This is a genomic window from Nonomuraea glycinis (genome assembly GCF_035920485.1).
Classification (GTDB): domain Bacteria; phylum Actinomycetota; class Actinomycetes; order Streptosporangiales; family Streptosporangiaceae; genus Nonomuraea; species Nonomuraea glycinis.
Genome location: NZ_CP109166.1, coordinates 8,667,802 through 8,685,297 on the forward strand (window position 1 = coordinate 8,667,802; position 17,496 = coordinate 8,685,297).

The window sequence follows — 17,496 nt, forward strand, 5'->3', positions numbered from 1 at the left end:
CTCCGTGAGGAAGGGGGCTTACTGGCAGGCTTCGCAGGTTTCCGGGTTCTCCAGGGAGCAGACGTCCGGGGCGGCCCGCTGGACGGTGGTCTGCGCGATGCGGGTGGCCGGGCGGGAGCGCAGGTAGTAGGTGGTCTTCAGGCCGCTCTTCCACGCGTAGGCGTACATCGACGACAGCTTGCCGATGGTCGGCTCGGCCATGAAGAGGTTGAGCGACTGCGACTGGTCGATGTACGGCTGCCGCGCCGCCGCCAGGTCGATCAGCGCCTTCTGCGGCAGTTCCCAGGCCGTGCGGTAGAGGGCCTTGAGGTCCTCGGGAATGCCGGGCACGTGCTGGACCGAGCCGTCGGCCCGCTTGAGGTCGTCGCGGACCCGCTGGGTCCACTGGCCGCGCGCCTGGAGGTCGGCCACCAGATAGCGGTTCACCTGGAGGAACTCGCCGGACAGCGTCTCCCGCTTGAACACGTTGGACACCTGCGGCTCGATGCACTCGTAGCAGCCGGCGATGGAGGCGATCGTGGCCGTCGGCGCGATGGCGAGCATGAGGGAGTTGCGCAGGCCATGGGCGGCGACCTTGGCCCGCACCGCGTCCCAGCGCGGCGAGCCGGCGGCGCCGTAGTGGTCGGGGTGCAGCACTCCCCCGGCGGCCCGGGTGTCGTCGTACGACGGATGCCGGCCGCGCTCGGCGGCCAGGTCGGCGGAGGTGTCGTAGGCGGCCAGCGCGATCTCCTCGGCGATCCGGGTGGACAGCGCGAGCGCCTGCGGCGAGTCGAACGGCAGCCGCAGGGTGAAGAACACGTCCGCCAGCCCCATCACGCCCAGCCCGATCGGCCGCCACCGCCCGTTGGCCGCCGCGGCCTCGGGCGTCGGGTAGAAGCCGAGGTCGATGGTGACGTCGAGGAAGCGCACGGCGGTCCGTACGGTCGCGCGCAGCCTGTCCCAGTCGATCCCGTCGCCCGCGCGCAAGTGGGCGGCGAGGTTGATGGAGCCGAGGTTGCACACCGCCGTCTCGGCGTCGCTGGTGACCTCGAGGATCTCGGTGCACAGGTTCGACAGGTGGATGACGTTCTCGGGGCGGGCGGTCTGGTTGGAGGTGCGGTTGGCCGCGTCCTTGAACGTCATCCAGCCGTTGCCGGTCTGCGCCAGCGTGCGCATCATGCGGCCGTAGAGGGTCCGGGCGGGGATCTGGCGGACGAATCGCCCGTCGGCCTCGTAGGCCCGGTAGGCGCGGGTGAACGCCTCGCCGTACAGGTCGGTGAGGTCGGGGACCTGTTTCGGGTCGAACAGCGACCAGGGCTCGTCCGCCTCCACCCGGCGCATGAACTCGTCCGGCACCCAGTTGGCCAGGTTGAGGTTGTGGGTGCGGCGGGCGTCCTCGCCGGTGTTGTCCCGCAGCTCCAGGAACTCCTCGATGTCGGCGTGCCAGGTCTCCAGGTAGACGCAGGCCGCGCCCTTGCGGCGGCCGCCCTGGTTGACCGCCGCCACCGAGGAGTCCAGCGTGCGCAGCCAGGGCACGATGCCGTTGGAGTGCCCGTTGGTGCCCTTGATCAGCGAGCCCCGGGAGCGGACCCGGGTCCAGGAGATGCCGATGCCGCCGGCGTACTTCGACAGCCTGGCCACCTGGCCGTACCGGTCGTAGATCGCCTCCAGCTCGTCGCGGGGTGAGTCGAGCAGGAAGCAGGAGGAGAGCTGGGGGCGCCGCGAGCCCGAGTTGAACAGCGTCGGCGAGCTCGGCAGGTAGGACAGCGTGGACATCAGGGCGTAGAGCTCGGCCGCCTCGGCGACCGTCGTGGACAGCCCGCACGCCACCCGCAGGAAGAAGTGCTGCGGCCGCTCCAGCACCGCCCGCGTGTCCGGGTGGCGCAGCAGGTAGCGGTCGTAGACGGTGCGCAGTCCGAAGTACTCGAAGCGCTCGTCGGCCTCGTCCGCGATCAGCGCGTCCAGTTCGGCGGCGTTGGCCGCGACGAACGCCGCCAGCGCGTCCTGGACCAGCCCTGCGGCGTGGGTGGCGGCCACGGACTCGGCGAACGTGCGCACCCCGTGCCCGGCGGCCTCCTCGGCGATCTCCTCGGCCAGCAGCCGGGCGGCCACCCGGGAGTTGGCCGGGTCGGTGATCACCCGTGCGGCGGCCTCCTCGATGGCCAGCCGCCGATCACCCTCAACGATCTGTGTCATGTGCTCTCTCCTCGCGAGCTCATCCCCGATGAGGGCACGCGAGAGCACTGCGGCTCGCCTCGAACGCCGGCCGCGGACGCCCCCGGGCCCGCCCTCGGAGCCCTGGACATTCACGTCACCGGCAGGTCTTCGGGCTCGCGGGCGCCTGGCATCGTCCTACTGGCCGTCGCTTCCCGGATCTCTCCAGTGCGTCTGACGGCGGTCGTTCCCGCTCACCGCTGCGGGGCAGCCCCGGAATCGCACCGGGTTCCCTTTTGCTCCGCCTCCAGGAGGCGAACCAGCGACGAGCAGGATCCTACATCTAGTGGCAGTTTCCGCAACTACCCCAGCATCTTGTGGCTCAGCGGGCTCCCAAGAGCCCGAGGTCCCGCATCACGGCCTTGGTCCGCCGCACCTCCGAGGCCAGCCACTGCACGAACTCCTCGCCCGCCAGCGGGATCGGCAGCCACCCTCCGGTACGGCACACCCGCCGCCAGGCCGTCGACCCCGTCACCTCCTCGCACATGCCGACGGCCGGGGCGTGCACCTCCTCCGGCATGGCGGCCGGCCCGACGACGGCGCACCAGTTGGCGAAGTCGACGCGGACCCCGCTCTCCAGCAGGCTCGGCGCGTCCAGCCCGGGGAAGCGCTTGGCGCACGACACGGCGAGCACCCGTACCCGCCCCTGGTCGATGTGCGCGCGCCAGTCGGCGAGCGTGCCGACGACGGCGGCGGCGCGGCCCGCGAACAGCGCGGTGGCCGCCTCCGCGCTGGTCGGGTAGCCGGTGTAGTCGACCTGGCGGGTGTCGGCGCCGACCCCCTTGGCGATCAGCCCGAACAGCAGGTGGTCGGGATCGCCCAGGGGCCCGCCGGCCAGCGGCGTCTGGCCGGGCCGGGCCAGCAGGTGGGCGCCGAAGTCGTCGAAGGTGCGGAAGCGGGAGTCTGCGGGCACGAGCACGACCTCGACCTCGCCCGCCAGCCGGGCCAGCGGCGTCGCCGTCTCGGCCAGCGTCTGCCCGTCGTTGAGCTCGGCCGCGGCGAGCGCCGGCAGCCCGGTGACGGTGAGCCGGACGGCCTGCCCCGGGCCGGTCACCGGGAAGCCGGCCTCGCGCACCGCCCCCACGAACGCCCGCGTCACCGGACGCCACCGCTCTCCCCCCGCGCGGATCGTGTACGGTCGCCGCGCCCCCGGGACGTGCCGCTCGACGCCGCAGCCGGCCAGGCAGGCGGCCACCCCCAGCCCGCCCGCGAGAAACAGCCTTCGCCGCATGACCGCACCCCCTACATCAAGTTATTGACACTTGACGCAGAGTTACACATCAGTGGTGCGACCCGTTTCGGTCACGAAAAGTCGGACATAGGGCTACGGTTTCCGGGCCAGGCCCGCCAGCACGTACGAGGGCAGCAGCGGTCCGCCCACCAGCCGGGGCCGGTCCGGGCGCCAGTCGGCCGCCTGCACCAGGCCCGGAGGCACCAGCTCGAAGTCGCCGAAGAAGGCACGGATCTCCTCCGGACTGCGGTCGGTGGCAGCCTCGCCCTCCTGCCGGCCGCTGGAGGTGGTGTGCGAGAGCGCCAGATAGCTGCCCGGCGCCAGTGCCTCGCGAAGCCGCGCCACCATGGCATGCGGGTCACCGTGCGGGCCCTTGGCGGCCGGGAAGGAGTGCAGCATCGACACCATCAGCACCGCGACCGGCTCGCTCAGGTCGAGGAAGCCGGAGACGTCCGCCAACGTCCGGTCGAGGTCGAGCAGATCGTCCTCGACGAAGACCGCCCGGGGCTCCTCCCGCAGCAGCCCACGCGCGTGCGCCGCCACGATCGGGTCCTGATCGACGTAGACGACCACGGCGTGCGGCACCACCTCGTGCACGTTGCCCTGCGTGGGCAGGCCGCTGCCGAGGTCGAGGAACTGCTCCACGCCTTCCTGCGCGACGTAGCGGACCGCCCGCTGGAGGAAGCCGCGGCTGGCGCGGGCCAGCGGCAGCGCCTCCGGAATCAGGTCCGTCAGCCTGTCGATGGCCTCACGATCGACCGCGTAGTTGTCCTTGCCACCGAGGAGGTAGTCGTACATCCGGGCGACATTGGGTGTGTGGGGGTCGGACTGGGACACCTTTCTGACACTATGGGCTCAGTGTCAAGGGGGACACAGGGCCGAATCCGACTATGACCCATCCGAACGGTAAGCCTTGTCTTACCGCCTATTCGACGGTGACGCTCTTGGCCAGGTTGCGCGGCTTGTCCACGTCGCGGCCGAGCGCGACGGCCGCGTGGTAGGCCAGGAGCTGGAGCGGGATCGTCAGCAGGATCGGGTCCAGCTCGATCTCGTTCTTCGGCACCACGATGGCGTCGTCGGCCAGCTTGGCGTCCGGCTCCCGGTGGCCGACCATCAGGACGTTGCCGCCCCGGGCGCGGATCTCGCCGAGCGTGGTGAGGTTCTTGTCGAGCAGCTCGTCGTCGGGGACGATCGCCACCGTCGGGATCTCCGGGCCGATCAGCGCGAGCGGGCCGTGCTTGAGCTCGCTGGCCGGGTAGGCCTCGGCGTGCACGTAGGAGATCTCCTTGAGCTTCTGCGCGCCCTCGCGGGCCACCGGGTAGCCGCGCACCCGGCCCACGAACATCATGCTGGCGTGGCCGGCGTACTTCTGCGCGAGCTGGGCGATCTTGTCGCTCTGCGTGAGGATCTCGCCGATCTGGTCGGGCAGCCTGCGCAGGCCCTCGCAGATGCGCCGGCCGTCGGCGGGTGACAGGTCGCGCACCCGGCCCAGGTGCAGCGCCAGCAGCGCGAACGCCACCGCGGTCGAGGTGAACGCCTTGGTGGAGGCCACCGACACCTCCGGCCCCGCGTGCAGGTAGACGCCGCCGTCGACCTCGCGGGCGATGGCGCTGCCGACGGCGTTGACGATGCCGATGACGCGGCCGCCCTTGCGCTTGAGCTCCTGCACGGCGGCCAGGGTGTCGTAGGTCTCACCGGACTGGCTGATCGCCACGTAGAGGGTGTCCTGGTGGACGACGGGGTTGCGGTAGCGGAACTCGCTGGCCGGTTCGGCGTCGGCCGGGATGCGGGCCAGCTCCTCGATGAGCTGCGCGCCGATCTGGCCGGCGTAGTAGGCCGAGCCACAGCCGATGATCTTCACCCGGCGGAAGGAGCGGGTCTCGCGGGCGTCCATGTTCAGCCCGCCCAGGTGGGCGACGTTGAAGCGCTCGTCGAGCCGGCCGCTCAGGGTGCGGGTGACGGTGTCGGGCTGCTCGGAGATCTCCTTGAGCAGGTAGTGCTCGTAGCCGCCGGTGTCGTAGTGGCCGGCGTCCCAGTCGACGGTCAGCGGCTCCTTGGCGGTCTCCCTGGCGTCGCTGGCGAAGGTGTGGAAGCCGTCGGCGCGCAGCACGGCCAGCTCGCCGTCCTCCAGGTGCACCACCTGGCGGGTGTAGCGGACCAGCGCGGCCACGTCGGAGGCGGCGAACATCTCCTTCTCGCCGATGCCGATCACGATCGGGCTGCCGTTGCGCGCCACGACCACCTCACCCGGCCGCTCGGCGTCGATCACCGCGATGCCGTACGTCCCCACCACGCTCTTGAGGGACTTGCGGACGGCCTCCTCCAGCGAGTCGTTCTCGTCGACGGCGCGGGCGATCAGGTGGGCGAGCACCTCGGTGTCGGTCTCGGACGCGAACACCACGCCGTCGGCGCCCAGCTTGGCGCGCAGTTCGTCGGCGTTCTCGATGATGCCGTTGTGCACGACCGCGATGCGCTCGTCGGCCGACAGGTGCGGGTGCGCGTTCACGTCGCTCGGCACGCCGTGGGTGGCCCACCGGGTGTGGCCGATGCCGAGCGTCCCCTTGAACCGGGCCGGCACCACCTTGGCCAGGTCGGCGACCCTGCCCTTGACCTTGCGCAGCTTGAGTCCCTTGTTGGAGACCACGACCCCGGCGGAGTCGTAGCCGCGGTATTCCAGCCGCTGCAGCCCTTCGAGCAGGATGGGGGCCGCGTCCTTCGGCCCGATGTAAGCCACGATTCCGCACATCCGAGGTCTCCTATCCGTAGATGATCCGGCGTAGCTGCCGCAGGGAAAGCTCGGGGGCCGCCACCCGGCGGGCCCGTAGCTCCGCGGCGACCCTGGGGAAGATCTCGTCGTTGGTGAGGCCGCGGGCCTGCAGTTCGCCGTGGCGCCGCCGTACGAACTCCTCGGTCGTCTCGGAGAAGTACGACAGCACGTCGGCCACCACGCGTGCCGCCTCACCAGGACCGAGGGGACTGGTCTTGGTCAGGTGGGCGATGAGGTCTTCGTAGGGATGCCGTGCCGTGGACACAGAGGAGGACATTACGCAGATTGATCGATCCACGCCAAGTTTCTGCCCGAAATCGGGCAGGAATTAGCCCTAACGTGCTTCCGCGTTCGTTCAGGGAGGTTGGGCGGCTTACCCACGCGAATATGGGTGAAGCGCCACGAGATGGTGAGGAATTGGCCTGTCTCTCCCGTAACACCCGCCCCGTCTGACCCACCGCCATCAGGGGAATGGTTACGGTGAGTGTTCGTCTCGTGACATTTACATGGGGGTTCGTCATGCTGCTCTGGGTCGCGCTCACCGCCACCGCCGGCGCCCTGGTCGTGCCGGGCCAGCAGGCGGGGCGGCAGGGTGACTTCGCCGCGGCGGCCAGGGAGTACGGGGTGCCGCAGAGCGTTCTGCTCGGCGTCTCCTACCTGCAGTCACGCTGGGACGCGCACGCCGGGGAGCCGAGCACGGCGGGCGGCTACGGGCCGATGCACCTCGTGGACCTCACCGCACTTCCCGCCCTTCCCGGCCCGGAGCGGGCGGGGGTCGATCACGCCCACGGGGACGCCCGAGGCGACACCGCCCGGCCGATGCGACACTCCCCCTCCGACTCCCCGCGGACCGAGCTCCCTGCCTCCGGGAGCGCGCGTGCATCCGGTACCGGCGGGGCGATGTTGCGAGAGGCGGGTGCCGGCGGGGCGATGTTGCGGGAGGCGGGTGCCGGCGGGGCGATGTTGCGGGAGGCCGGGCGGTTGACCGGGCTCAGCGCGGCGCGGTTGCGCAGCGATCCGGCCGCGAACATCAGGGGCGGCGCCGCGCTGCTCGCCTCCTTCCAGGAGCGGCCCGTCACCGACCCGGCGCAGTGGCACGGCGCGGACCCGGCGCAATGGCACGGCGCGATCACCCGGTACGCGGGCTCGCGGAGCTTCGCCGACGAGGTGCTCTCGGTGATCCGCGACGGGGTCTCACGCCGTACGGACGACGGCTCCGTGGTGCGACTGCCGGCCGACCCGGGCCTGCGGGCACCCGCGCCGCTACGCAGGGCGGCGAGCCGGGCCGAGTGCCCGCACACGCTGACCTGCGAGTGGATGCCGGCCGCATACAAGCGGACCGGCAAGAAGGACTACGGCAACCACGACCGTCTCGCGCACGCCCGGCCGATCGACTACATCGTCATCCACGACACCGAAGGGACCTACCCCGGCATCCCGACGCTGGTGAAGAACCCGAAGTACGTGAGCTGGCACTACACGATCCGCTCCAACGACGGACATGTCGCCCAGCACGTGCTGAGCAAGGACATCGCCTGGCATGCGGGCAACTGGGATGTCAACAGCCGCTCGATCGGCATCGAACACGAGGGCTACCTGGCCAAGGGCGGCACCTGGTACACCGAGGCGATGTACCGGGCCTCGGCCGACCTGGTCCGCTACCTGGCGGACGAGCACGACATCCCGCTCGACCGCGCCCACATCCTCGGCCACGACAACGTCCCCGGCACCACCCCCGACACCCTGCCCGCCATGCACGACGACCCGGGCCCCTACTGGGACTGGGCCCACTACTTCGACCTGCTGGGCAAGCCGTTCGGCCGGACCGGCCGTTACGACAAGGCCCTGCGGGAGCGGCCGTACGACGGGGACCGGTCCTTCGAGGGCACCTGGCACGAGCCGCCGTCGGAGGTGGACGCGGCGTACGACGACGGGTTCGCGAGCCCCGGCTGGGACGCGCCGTACGAGGAGGACGTGCCGGAGCAGTGGTACGAGGAGGACGCGCGGCAGGAGGGCGGCGGGTCGGTCCTCATCCGGCCGTCCTACGACGACCACCGGCCCCGCTTCACCGGCTGTACGGCCGCCAAGCCCGCCCGTGAGTGTCCCCCGCACGGCGCCTCGGTGGTGTGGCTGCGCACCGAGCCGCACCCCCGCGCCCAGCTGATCGACGACATCGGCAAGCGCGTGGGCAAGCCCAGCACGTACAGCGTCTACGACCACAGCGCCCGCGCCTCCACCGGCCAGCGGTACGCGGTCGCCGAGCGGCGCGGCGACTGGACGGCCATCTGGTATCTCGGCCAGAAGGCCTGGTTCCGCAACCCGCCGGCACGACCGACCGCCATCCCGGCCCGAGGCCCGCTCATCACCCCGATCAAACCCACCGTCAAGGTGTACGGCCGGGCGTACCCAGAAAAATCCGCCTATAGGGGCACGGGGGTCGCATTCCAGCCCCATGTCGCGCTTCCGTACACCATCCCCCAGGGCCAGTCCTACACCGTCGGCCAGACCCTGACCGGCACCTACCAGTCGGCGACATCGTTCAAGCCGGCCAAGAACGTCATGGTCAAGGGCGACCTGCGTTACCACCAGATCCAGCTCGGCCACCGGGTCGGGTTCGTCCGGGCGAAAGACGTACGCATCATCCGTTGATTTTCGCTTCACAGTCCTCTCCGTGCACACGGGCACTCCGCGAAGGCGATATGGTTTTCCCGTGACCGGCAGTGCCGGACGCACGCGGAAGTGGCTCAGTGGTAGAGCATCACCTTGCCAAGGTGAGGGTCGCGGGTTCGAATCCCGTCTTCCGCTCGGAGTTCAAACTCCTGGTGGAGTGGCCGAGAGGCGAGGCAGCGGCCTGCAAAGCCGTCTACACGGGTTCAAATCCCGTCTCCACCTCGGCGCAGGTCAGCGGACCCTCCGGGATCCGCTAAAGTAAAGTGCAACGCCATGCGGAAGTGGCTCAGTGGTAGAGCATCACCTTGCCAAGGTGAGGGTCGCGGGTTCGAATCCCGTCTTCCGCTCTGAGTGACCTAACTCAATACGGACGATTAGCTCAGCGGGAGAGCGCTTCCCTGACACGGAAGAGGTCACTGGTTCAATCCCAGTATCGTCCACTTCACGAAAGCCCCAGATCTCGGCACCTGCCGACCTGGGGCTTTTTCATGCCCGGCTGCGGAGCCCGACTGCAAGGTCCGGCTGCAAGGTCCGGCTGCACGGAGTCCGGATGCTCAGCCGATCCGCACCGGTCGTCCGTCTCGCGAGCCGTGTCGGAAAGCTCCCATGACCGAGGCTTCGGTGTCGGGTTCCCGCGATGAGAGGGCTCCGGCTGGCACCTGACGCCGGGCTTGACGCAGAGTAGCGCGGTTGCCATCGACCGCGGCGCGCTGAGCCCGCACAGGGGGAAATGTAGTGAACGTTCCGAGTAGCGACCGCTCAAGGAGAGCCACCGTCGCGCTCGCCTGCGCCGGAGTCTTCGTCGCCTACCTGCCGGTGACCACCGTCGTGGTGAGCCTGCCGACGATCCAGCGCGCGTTGGGGGCGACGACCGCGCAGCTCGCGTGGGTCTCCGACGCCTTCGTGCTGCCGGTGGCCGCGCTCATCCTCACCGCCGGGGTGTTCGGCGACGTGCACGGCCGCAAGAAGGTCTACCAGGTGGGCCTGGCGCTGTGCGCGCTCGGCGCGCTGGTGTCGCTGTGCGCCCCGTCGATCCAGGTCCTGTGGGCGGGCCAGGCGCTGGCCGGCGCGGGGTCGGCCGCGCTGCTGCCGGCGACCTTGGCGCTGATCAGCCACGCGGTGCCGGACCCGCACGAGCGCGGCAAGTACATCGGGCTGTGGACCGCCTGCATGATGGCGGCCATGGCGCTCGGCCCGCTGCTGGCCGGCGTGCTCGTCGCCCACGTGGGCTGGCGGTGGATCTTCCTCCTGCCGGTGCCGGTGTCGCTGCTCACCATGGCCTTCGCCGCGCGCAAGCTGACCGAGTCCCGGGCGCCCCGCGCGCGCAAGCTGGACTGGCCCGGCCAGTTCACCGCCGCGGTGGCGATCACGGCTCTGGTGTACGGGGTGATCGAGGGCGGCGCCGAGTCGTTCACGCACCCGCGGACGCTCGTGGCGCTGGCGCTCGGCGTGGTGAGCGGCGCCGCGTTCGTGGTGGTGGAGAAGCGCAGCGAGACGCCCATGCTGGACCTGTCGCTCTTCCGCAGCCCGGGGTTCACCGCCTCCGCGCTGGTGGCCCTGATCAGCTTCCTGGGGCTGATCGGCTTCTTCTTCATCCTGAGCCTCTACTTCGGCCTGGTGCAGCAGCTGGACACCCTGCAGTCGGGGGTGCGCATGGTGCTGGTCAACGTGGTGTCGATGCTGCTGGGCGCGGTGATGGGCCGCGTGATGCGCCGGGTGTCGGCCCGGGTTCTCATCACGGCCGGCCTGCTGGTGGCGGCCGCCGCCCTGCTGTCGCTGACGACGCTCGGCGTGCACACCTCGTTCGGGTCGGTGGCCTGGCGCCTGGCGCTGCTCGGGCTGGGGCTGGGCGTGGCGTTCCCGTGCATCACGAACACCGCCGTAGCCTCGGTGCCACGGCACCAGGCGGGCATGGCCGCCGCCGGCAACAACGCCTTCCGGCAGGTCGGCGGCGCGCTCGGACCGGCCGTACTGGGCGCGCTGCTGTCCGTGCGGGCGCTGCACGATCTGCCCGTACGGCTCGCCGACGCGGGGCTGACGGGGGCGCGGGCCCGGCAGGTCCTGGACACCGCCGAGGCGAGCGGGGTCGGCGCGGTCACCCAGCTCGACCTGGGCGCCGACGCCGGCCGTGCGCTGTCCGCCGTGTCGGCGGCGTTCCTCGGCGGCCTGCGGCTGTGCCTGCTCGTCTCCGCCGTCCTGCTGGTGCTGGCCGCGCTGGCCGCCGCCGTCCTGCTGCGCGGCCCGAAGCGGGTCGAAGCGGCCGTGGCGGAGCCGTCGTCCCTGGCCGGCGTGCCTACGATGGCATCGACCGGCCCGCACGAGTCCGTCGCGGGCCCGGCCGTGTCCCCTGGCCGCCGCGCGGGAGAACCCTTTGGCACCTCAGACGCTTGACGCTCTCGACCTGAAGCTGCTGCAGGCGCTGGAGCTCGACGGGCGGGCGCCGTTCAACCGGATCGCGCGGGTGCTGGGCGTGTCCGACCAGACCGTCGCCCGCCGGTTCCGCCGGCTGCGCGGCACCGCGCGACTGCGGATCACCGGCATGACCGACGGCAGCCGCCTGGGGCAGGACAGCTGGATCGTCCGGCTCGGCTGCACGCCCGACGTGGCGGCGCGGCTGGCGGCCGCGCTGGCCGAGCGTCCCGACACCCAGTTCGTGGACCTGGTCTCGGGCGGCACCGAGGTGCTGTGCCTGATGAAGCCGCGCAGCCGGCAGGAGCGCGACGAACTGCTCCTGGAGCGCCTCCCGCGCACCCCGCGCGTCACCTCGGTCAGCGCGCACTGCGTCCTGCACTCCTTCTACGGCGGCCCGGTCGGCTGGCTGGGCAAGACCAGCGCGCTGGATCCGGCCGAGGAGGCCGCGCTGCGCCTTCCGGCCGTCCCCGCCGTCGCGGCGCCGGTCGTGCTGGACGCCGTCGACGAGGCCCTGCTGGGCATGCTGCGGCGGGACGGCCGGGCCACGCTCGCCGAGCTGCAGGCGGGCACCGGCCAGTCCGAGTCCGTGGTCCGGCGGCGTCTGGACCGGCTGCGCGGCACGGGCGCGCTGTACTTCGCCGTCGAGTACGACCACGAGCCGATGGGGCACGACGTCGAGGCGATGTGCTGGCTGACCGTCACCCCGCACGCGCTCGCCGCGGCGGGTCTCGCGGTGGCGGGCCACCCCGAGGTGCGGTTCGCGGCGGCCATCACCGGCCAGGCCAACCTGACCGTCTCGGTGCTCTGCCGCACCACCCGCGACCTGTACGCCTACCTGAGCGACCGGCTCGGCGCCCTGGCCGGCGTCCAGACGGTGGACACCGCCCTCGTTCTGCGCCGGGTCAAGGCCTTCACCTAGCCGCCACCCTGCCATTTGTCCCGAAAATGCAAAATGCAGCCCATTGATTACGCTATGTGCGTGATCGGCCTTCTGACCGGGTAGCGCGTTGGCATTGGCTCCTCGGAGGGGGAAACCGTGGACATCAACATAGGCCAAGGCATATCGGATGCCTGGCGGCAGATTGCGACGTTCGTCCCGAGGTTCATCGCGTTCCTGATCATCCTCGTCATCGGCTGGATCATCGCGAAGGTGCTGATGAAGGTCGTCGACAAGATCCTTGAGCGGGTCGGCTTCGACCGGCTGGTGGAGCGCAGCGGCGTGCAGCGGTGGCTGTCCCGTAGCCAGTACGACGCCAGCAGCCTGGTCGGGAAGATCGTCTTCTACGCGATCATCCTGGTCACTCTGCAGATCGCCTTCAGCGTCTTCGGGCCGAACCCGATCTCCGCGCTGCTCAACGGCGTGGTGGCCTGGCTGCCCAGCGCCATCGTCGCCATCGTGATCATCGTCGTGGCCGGGGCGATCGCCAAGGCCGTCGGCGACGTCATCAGGGGCGCACTGGGCGGGCTGTCGTACGGCCGCCTGTTGGCCGTCGCCGCCCAGGTGTTCATCTGGGCGCTCGGCATCATCGCCGCGCTGACCCAGATCGGGGTGGCCACGGCGGTCACCACACCGGTGCTGATCACCGTGCTCGCCACCATCGGCGCGATCGCGGCCATCGGGATCGGCGGCGGTCTCATCCGGCCGATGCAGCAGCGGTGGGAGCGGTGGATCGGCCGTGTCGAGGCCGAGGCGCCCCAGGCCAGGGCACAGGCCGAGGCGTACCAGCGAGGTCGCGGAGACGCCGCCTCGATGACCGAGCAGCCGACGACCCGCACCACCGGCCCCGGGCCGGGCGGCCCCGGGCCGGGCGGCGCCACCCGGTCGGGCTACGACCAGCCCTGAGCCTGCGAACCGGCCGGCTCGCTTCCCGGGCCGGCCGGTCCGTCAGGCCGGTTGTCCGCACAGGCCGGTAGTCCGTTGAAGACCGGTAGTCCGTTGAAGGCCGGTTGTCCGTACAGGCCGGTAGTGCGTTGAAGGCCGGTGATCCGTACAGGCCGGCCAGCCGTACAGGCCGCCGGACGCCAGGTCGTTCAGGCCGGTAGGCCGTCTTCGAGGAAGCCTGACTCCCTGGCGAGCCAGCAGGCCGCCGTGAGCCGCAGCGCGGGGGCGTCGAGCTCGCCGTCGAACATCCACTCCCGGTCGCGCAGCTCGTCCAGGAATCCCAGCACGTAGTCGCCCAGGGTCTCGCGGTCCATCGGGATCGCGTCCCGCAGCTCGGCGGCGTGCTGGTCCACCGCGGACACCAGTCCCGGCTCGGTGGTCATTCTGTCGAGCTGCGTGTGGCCGAGCAGGTCCATCACCGATCGCAGCGGCGAGGCGGCCCAGCCTTCCTGGAGATTCACCCTTTAAACCCTAAACCATGACAAAACCCTTTTACCCTTCCGCATCCAGGGCCGCGAGCGTGCGCTGGGCCACTCCGAAGGCGGCGTTGGCCGCCGGAACCCCGCAGTACACGGCGCTCTGCAGCAGCACCTCACCGATCTCCTCGCGCGTCAGACCGTTGCGTAAGGCCGCGCGTACGTGCATCGCGAGCTCGTCGAGGTGGCCGTGCGCGACCAGTGCGGTGAGCGTGACGCAACTACGGGTCCGCCTGTCCAGGCCGGGGCGGTTCCAGATCTCGTCCCAGGCGTAGCGGGTGATGAAACTCTGGAAGTCCCTGGTGAAGTCGGTGGTGGCGGCGATGGCACGATCGACATGCGCGTCCCCGAGCACCTCCCGCCGGGTCCGCATCCCGGCCGCCCCATCAGCACTCCCCGGACCCTCCGTCCCGGCCGGCCCCTGGGCACTCCCCTGCCGCGAGTCCCTTGTCCCGGCCGTCGGCACCGGTGTGTGGGAGAGGTGGCGCAGGATCGCGGGGGTCACCGCGTCGGCGCGCTCGACACTCGCCAGGTGCGCCGCTCCGGGCACCGCCGCGAGCAGTGCGCCCGGGATTCCGGTGGCGAGGGTGAGCGCGTGCTCGATCGGGGTGGCGGGATCGTCGGCTCCGGCCACGACCAGCGTCGGGGCGGCGATCTCCGGCAGACGGGGCGTCAGGTCGAAGGCGGCCAGCGCCTCACAGCAGGCGGCGTACGACGCGGAGTCGACCTGACCCAGCATGTCCAGCACCCAGCCGCCGTCGTAGCCCGCGGAGAACCAGCGCGTCGCCAGGACCGGCGCGAGCGAGGTCACGCCCTTGCCGCGCACCAGCGCCGCCCGTCCCAGCCACGGCCCCGGCTCGCCGAACCGGGCCGACGAACAGCACAGGACGAGGCTCCGTACCCGCTCCGGTGCCATGACCGCCGCGGTGGCGGCGATCGCGCCGCCGACCGAGATCCCCCCCATCGCGACGTACGGCTCATCCACCAGATCCAGTACGGCCTGCGCCAGGTCGTCGATGGTGAACCCCTCGGCCGGCGGCGAGTCGCCATGCCCGGGAAGGTCGTACCTGAGCACCCGCCAAGCGGCGGTCAGCGCCGGCACCTGGGGCTGCCAGACGTCCAGGGTGGTGCCCAGTGACGGGCCGAGGATCAGCAGCGGCCCGTCGGCGGGTCCGTCGAGGCGGTGATGCAGCTTCACGTGCTCACTCCGATACTGGCGTTCACGATCGCGCCCGGTAGGCGGCGAGAATCCGGTCGACCAGCTCCGGGGCGGCGCCCAGGTAGCCGGCCGGGTCCAGCAGGTCCTGTGGGGCGTCCTGGTCCAGCGCGTCCGGTGGGACGTCGAGCGGGCCGTCACGGTCCAGGATCGCGCGCAGGTCGTCCCTGTCCAGGTGGGCGGCGAGCCGTTCGGAGACCGTGCGACCGCCGGTGAGCTCCACGTTGGCGCGCATCCTGTCGGGGAAGACCCGCAGCCCGCCGACCAGCTCCACGGCCGTCTCGGCGGCGCCCCCGGTCAGCCTGAGACACTCGCGCAACGGCGCCCACTCCGCCTGCCAGGCCCCCGCGGCCCGCTCGTGCTCCCCCACCTGGGCCAGCGCCTGCGCGTACGCGGGCACCTGGAACGAGGCCGAGCGGATCAGCACCGACAGGGCGGGATTGCGTTTGTGCGGCATGGCGGAGGAGCCGCCCTGCGAGGACTCGGCGACCTCGCCGACCTCGGTCTGGGCCATGAGGATCACGTCCGTCGCCGGCTTGCCGAGGGCTCTCGCCGTACCGGACAGCGCGGCCCCGAGCTCGCCGATCACCGACCGCTCCGCGTGCCAGGGCGCCAGCGGCACCGCCAGCCCGAGCTCCTCGGCATAGACCCCGACCAGCGCCAGTACCCGCAGCGACGCATCACCAGCGGCCTCCCCGCGGGCGGCCTCGCGGGCGGGTCCCTCGCGGGCGGCCTCGCTGCGGGTGGCTTCGACCAGGGCGGCGAGGGTGCCTGCGGCGCCGCCGAGTTGGGCGGGGAGGGGCAGGGCGCGCAGGCGGTCGCGGGTGTGCAGGAGGCCGGTGAGCCAGCCGGCCGCCTTGAGGCCGAAGGTCGTCGGCACCGCGTGCTGCCCGAGGGTCCGGGCGGCCATCACGGTGGTGCGGTGACGCTCGGCCAGGTCGGCCAGGAGGGTCAGGACGGCGTCCAGGTCGGCGGTGATGACGGCGATCGCCCGGGTGGCGACCAGCATGGCGGCGGTGTCCAGGATGTCCTGGGTGGTGGCCCCCAGATGGACCAGGCGGGCCACGTCCTCGCCGCCGACCCGGGACACATCCTCCCCGCCGGCCCGGGACACGGCCTCCCCGCCGGCCCCGGCCACGGCCGAGCGCAGGTCGGCGACCAAGGGCACGACCGGGCCCGCCGACTGGCGGGAGCGGCGGGCGAGGTCGGCGGCGTCCACCGTGAGCGCCGCCGCCGTACGGTCGATCAGGGCCGCCGCCTCGCCGGAGATCAGGCCGGCGCGAGCCTGGGCACGGGCGAGCGCCGCCTCGGCGTCCAGCATGGCCCGCACCCACGCCCGATCCGACGTGAGCGCCTCCACCCGGGTGCCCGCCCGCACCGGCGCCAGCAACCCGCCGTCCGAGCAGGACGGCGGGCCCGCGTCAGAAGTCGCGTCAAAAATCAAGGAAGACCGTCTCGCCCTCGCCCTGGAGCCGTACGTCGAACCGGTGGTCACCGGCCGGCCCGGTCGCGATGAGGGTGGCGCGGCGGGCGGGGTCGAGGCCGTCCAGGAAAGGATCCGGCCGGTCCTCCAGGTACACGCGGGTGAGGACCGACCGCAGCAGGCCGCGAGCGAAGACCTGCATCGACAGGTACGGCCCGGCCGGCCGGGCCAGCCGGAAACGGTAGCCGCCGTCGGGCCGGGTGGCGCAGCGGCCGAAGCCGGACACCTGGCCGTCGCCGCGGAGCAGGGCGCCCCGGTCGCCGGTGTCGCCGAGCCAGATCTCCAGGAGCGCGTCGGGCACGGGCTCGCCCGCGCCGTCCCGGACGGTGCCCGACAGCGTGATCGCCTCGGGGTGGGTGCCGGGGACGAGCTCCCAGTCGTGCGGGTAGGGCAGCGCGTGGGAGTAGAACGGGCCGATCGTCTGCGAGGGGGTCGCGGGAAGGGTCGTCATGAGGGCTCCACCGGGGTCCGGCCGAGCACGATGTCGAAGGTGTAGCCGAGCGCCCACTCGGGCTCGGTGACGTCGTGGGCGTAGGAGGAGATGAGGCGCTGCCTGGCCGGCTCGTCGGGGATCGACTGATAGATCGGGTCGAGCGCCATCAGCGGGTCCCCGGGGAAGTACATCTGGGTGATGAGCCGCTGCGTGAACGCCTGGCCGAACACCGAGAAGTGCAGGTGGGCGGGGCGCCAGGCGTTGGGGTGGTTGCGCCACGGGTAGGCGCCGGGCTTGATGGTGACGAACCGGTAGCGGCCGTCCGCGTCGGTGAGGCAGCGGCCGCCGCCGGTGAAGTTGGGGTCGAGCGGGGCTGGGTGCTGGTCGCCCGCGTGGGCGTACCGGCCGGCGGAGTTGGCCTGCCACAGCTCGATCAGGCTGTCGCGGACGGGACGCCCGCCCGCGTCGAGGACGCGGCCGGTCACGATGATGCGCTCGCCGATCGGCTCGCCGTCGTGCTGCCTGGTCAGGTCGGCGTCGAGCGCGCCGACCTCCTGGTGGCCGAAGACGGGGCTGGTCAGCTCGATCGCGTCCGGGTCGGCCTTGAACGCCACCGGCGGCTGGGAGGGGGCGCGCAGGACGGTGCTGCCGTAGCCTGGGCTCAGATAGGGCGGATGGGTCATCGCGTTCCTTCAGTTCCGGGGGTCGCTTGCATACGCGGTTGCGGGGGTCG

At 71.6% G+C, this 17,496-nt stretch carries 14 protein-coding genes, 4 tRNA genes and 1 riboswitch; of the genes, 8 read left to right on the forward strand and 10 right to left on the reverse strand.

What is annotated here, in order from left to right; genetic code table 11:
* Positions 1-18 precede the first annotated feature (18 nt).
* From OHA68_RS40840 to OHA68_RS40860, 5 genes are all read right to left on the reverse strand, one after another.
* A complete protein-coding gene (locus tag OHA68_RS40840) occupies positions 19-2,175 on the reverse strand; it encodes a ribonucleoside-diphosphate reductase subunit alpha (RefSeq protein ID WP_327105014.1) in 2,157 nt (718 codons plus the stop codon).
* Between the two features lie 103 nt (positions 2,176-2,278).
* Positions 2,279-2,472: riboswitch (cobalamin riboswitch) on the reverse strand.
* 43 nt (positions 2,473-2,515) lie between these two features.
* A complete protein-coding gene (locus OHA68_RS40845) occupies positions 2,516-3,424 on the reverse strand; it encodes a tripartite tricarboxylate transporter substrate-binding protein (RefSeq protein WP_327105015.1) in 909 nt (302 codons plus the stop codon).
* Between the two features lie 93 nt (positions 3,425-3,517).
* A complete protein-coding gene (locus tag OHA68_RS40850; RefSeq protein WP_225277599.1) occupies positions 3,518-4,261 on the reverse strand; it encodes an SAM-dependent methyltransferase in 744 nt (247 codons plus the stop codon).
* Between the two features lie 88 nt (positions 4,262-4,349).
* Positions 4,350-6,170: a glutamine--fructose-6-phosphate transaminase (isomerizing) gene (gene glmS / locus OHA68_RS40855; RefSeq protein ID WP_189143460.1), complete on the reverse strand. Its 1,821-nt coding sequence runs from the start codon at positions 6,168-6,170 to the stop codon at positions 4,350-4,352.
* A gap of 10 nt (positions 6,171-6,180) precedes the next feature.
* A complete protein-coding gene (locus OHA68_RS40860; RefSeq protein WP_225277600.1) occupies positions 6,181-6,456 on the reverse strand; it encodes a hypothetical protein in 276 nt (91 codons plus the stop codon).
* Between the two features lie 230 nt (positions 6,457-6,686).
* Here OHA68_RS40860 and OHA68_RS40865 point away from each other — a divergent pair, with 230 nt between their 5' ends.
* The 8 genes from OHA68_RS40865 (at position 6,687) to OHA68_RS40900 (ending at position 13,116) form a co-directional block, all read left to right on the forward strand.
* On the forward strand, positions 6,687-8,840 hold the full coding sequence (locus OHA68_RS40865; protein WP_327105016.1) for an N-acetylmuramoyl-L-alanine amidase: 2,154 nt from the start codon (positions 6,687-6,689) through the stop codon (positions 8,838-8,840).
* Positions 8,841-8,924: 84 nt separating this feature from the next.
* Positions 8,925-8,996, forward strand: a tRNA-Gly gene (locus OHA68_RS40870).
* A gap of 16 nt (positions 8,997-9,012) precedes the next feature.
* Positions 9,013-9,083, forward strand: a tRNA-Cys gene (locus tag OHA68_RS40875).
* Between the two features lie 53 nt (positions 9,084-9,136).
* Positions 9,137-9,208 (forward strand) — tRNA-Gly (locus OHA68_RS40880).
* Positions 9,209-9,229: 21 nt separating this feature from the next.
* Positions 9,230-9,301, forward strand: a tRNA-Val gene (locus OHA68_RS40885).
* 295 nt (positions 9,302-9,596) lie between these two features.
* On the forward strand, positions 9,597-11,252 hold the full coding sequence (locus OHA68_RS40890; protein WP_327105017.1) for a DHA2 family efflux MFS transporter permease subunit: 1,656 nt from the start codon (positions 9,597-9,599) through the stop codon (positions 11,250-11,252).
* Entirely contained in the window at positions 11,233-12,192 is a 960-nt protein-coding gene (locus OHA68_RS40895) for an Lrp/AsnC family transcriptional regulator (protein WP_327105018.1), read from the forward strand. Before OHA68_RS40890 ends, OHA68_RS40895 begins: the two co-directional genes overlap by 20 nt.
* Positions 12,193-12,315: 123 nt before the next feature.
* The gene (locus OHA68_RS40900) at positions 12,316-13,116 is read left to right on the forward strand and encodes a mechanosensitive ion channel family protein (protein ID WP_327109616.1); all 801 of its coding nucleotides are present in this window, start codon (positions 12,316-12,318) and stop codon (positions 13,114-13,116) included.
* 188 nt (positions 13,117-13,304) lie between these two features.
* Here the strand turns inward: OHA68_RS40900 and OHA68_RS40905 are convergent, their stop codons facing one another.
* Genes OHA68_RS40905 through pcaH form a run of 5 tightly spaced genes read right to left on the reverse strand, consistent with a single transcriptional unit; the run spans position 13,305 to position 17,446 of the window.
* Positions 13,305-13,616 (reverse strand): DUF6401 family natural product biosynthesis protein, encoded by a 312-nt coding sequence (locus tag OHA68_RS40905; protein WP_189143458.1) that lies wholly within the window; start codon positions 13,614-13,616, stop codon positions 13,305-13,307.
* Between the two features lie 31 nt (positions 13,617-13,647).
* A complete protein-coding gene (pcaDC, locus tag OHA68_RS40910; RefSeq protein WP_327105019.1) occupies positions 13,648-14,829 on the reverse strand; it encodes a bifunctional 3-oxoadipate enol-lactonase/4-carboxymuconolactone decarboxylase PcaDC in 1,182 nt (393 codons plus the stop codon).
* Between the two features lie 22 nt (positions 14,830-14,851).
* Positions 14,852-16,291, reverse strand: a complete 1,440-nt coding sequence (locus OHA68_RS40915; protein ID WP_327105020.1) for a lyase family protein — start codon at positions 16,289-16,291, stop codon at positions 14,852-14,854.
* Positions 16,281-16,781: a dioxygenase family protein gene (locus tag OHA68_RS40920; RefSeq protein WP_327105021.1), complete on the reverse strand. Its 501-nt coding sequence runs from the start codon at positions 16,779-16,781 to the stop codon at positions 16,281-16,283. Before OHA68_RS40920 ends, OHA68_RS40915 begins: the two co-directional genes overlap by 11 nt.
* A complete protein-coding gene (pcaH, locus tag OHA68_RS40925; protein ID WP_327105022.1) occupies positions 16,778-17,446 on the reverse strand; it encodes a protocatechuate 3,4-dioxygenase subunit beta in 669 nt (222 codons plus the stop codon). The genes OHA68_RS40920 and pcaH overlap by 4 nt, the downstream gene beginning before the upstream one ends.
* Positions 17,447-17,496: the final 50 nt, after the last annotated feature.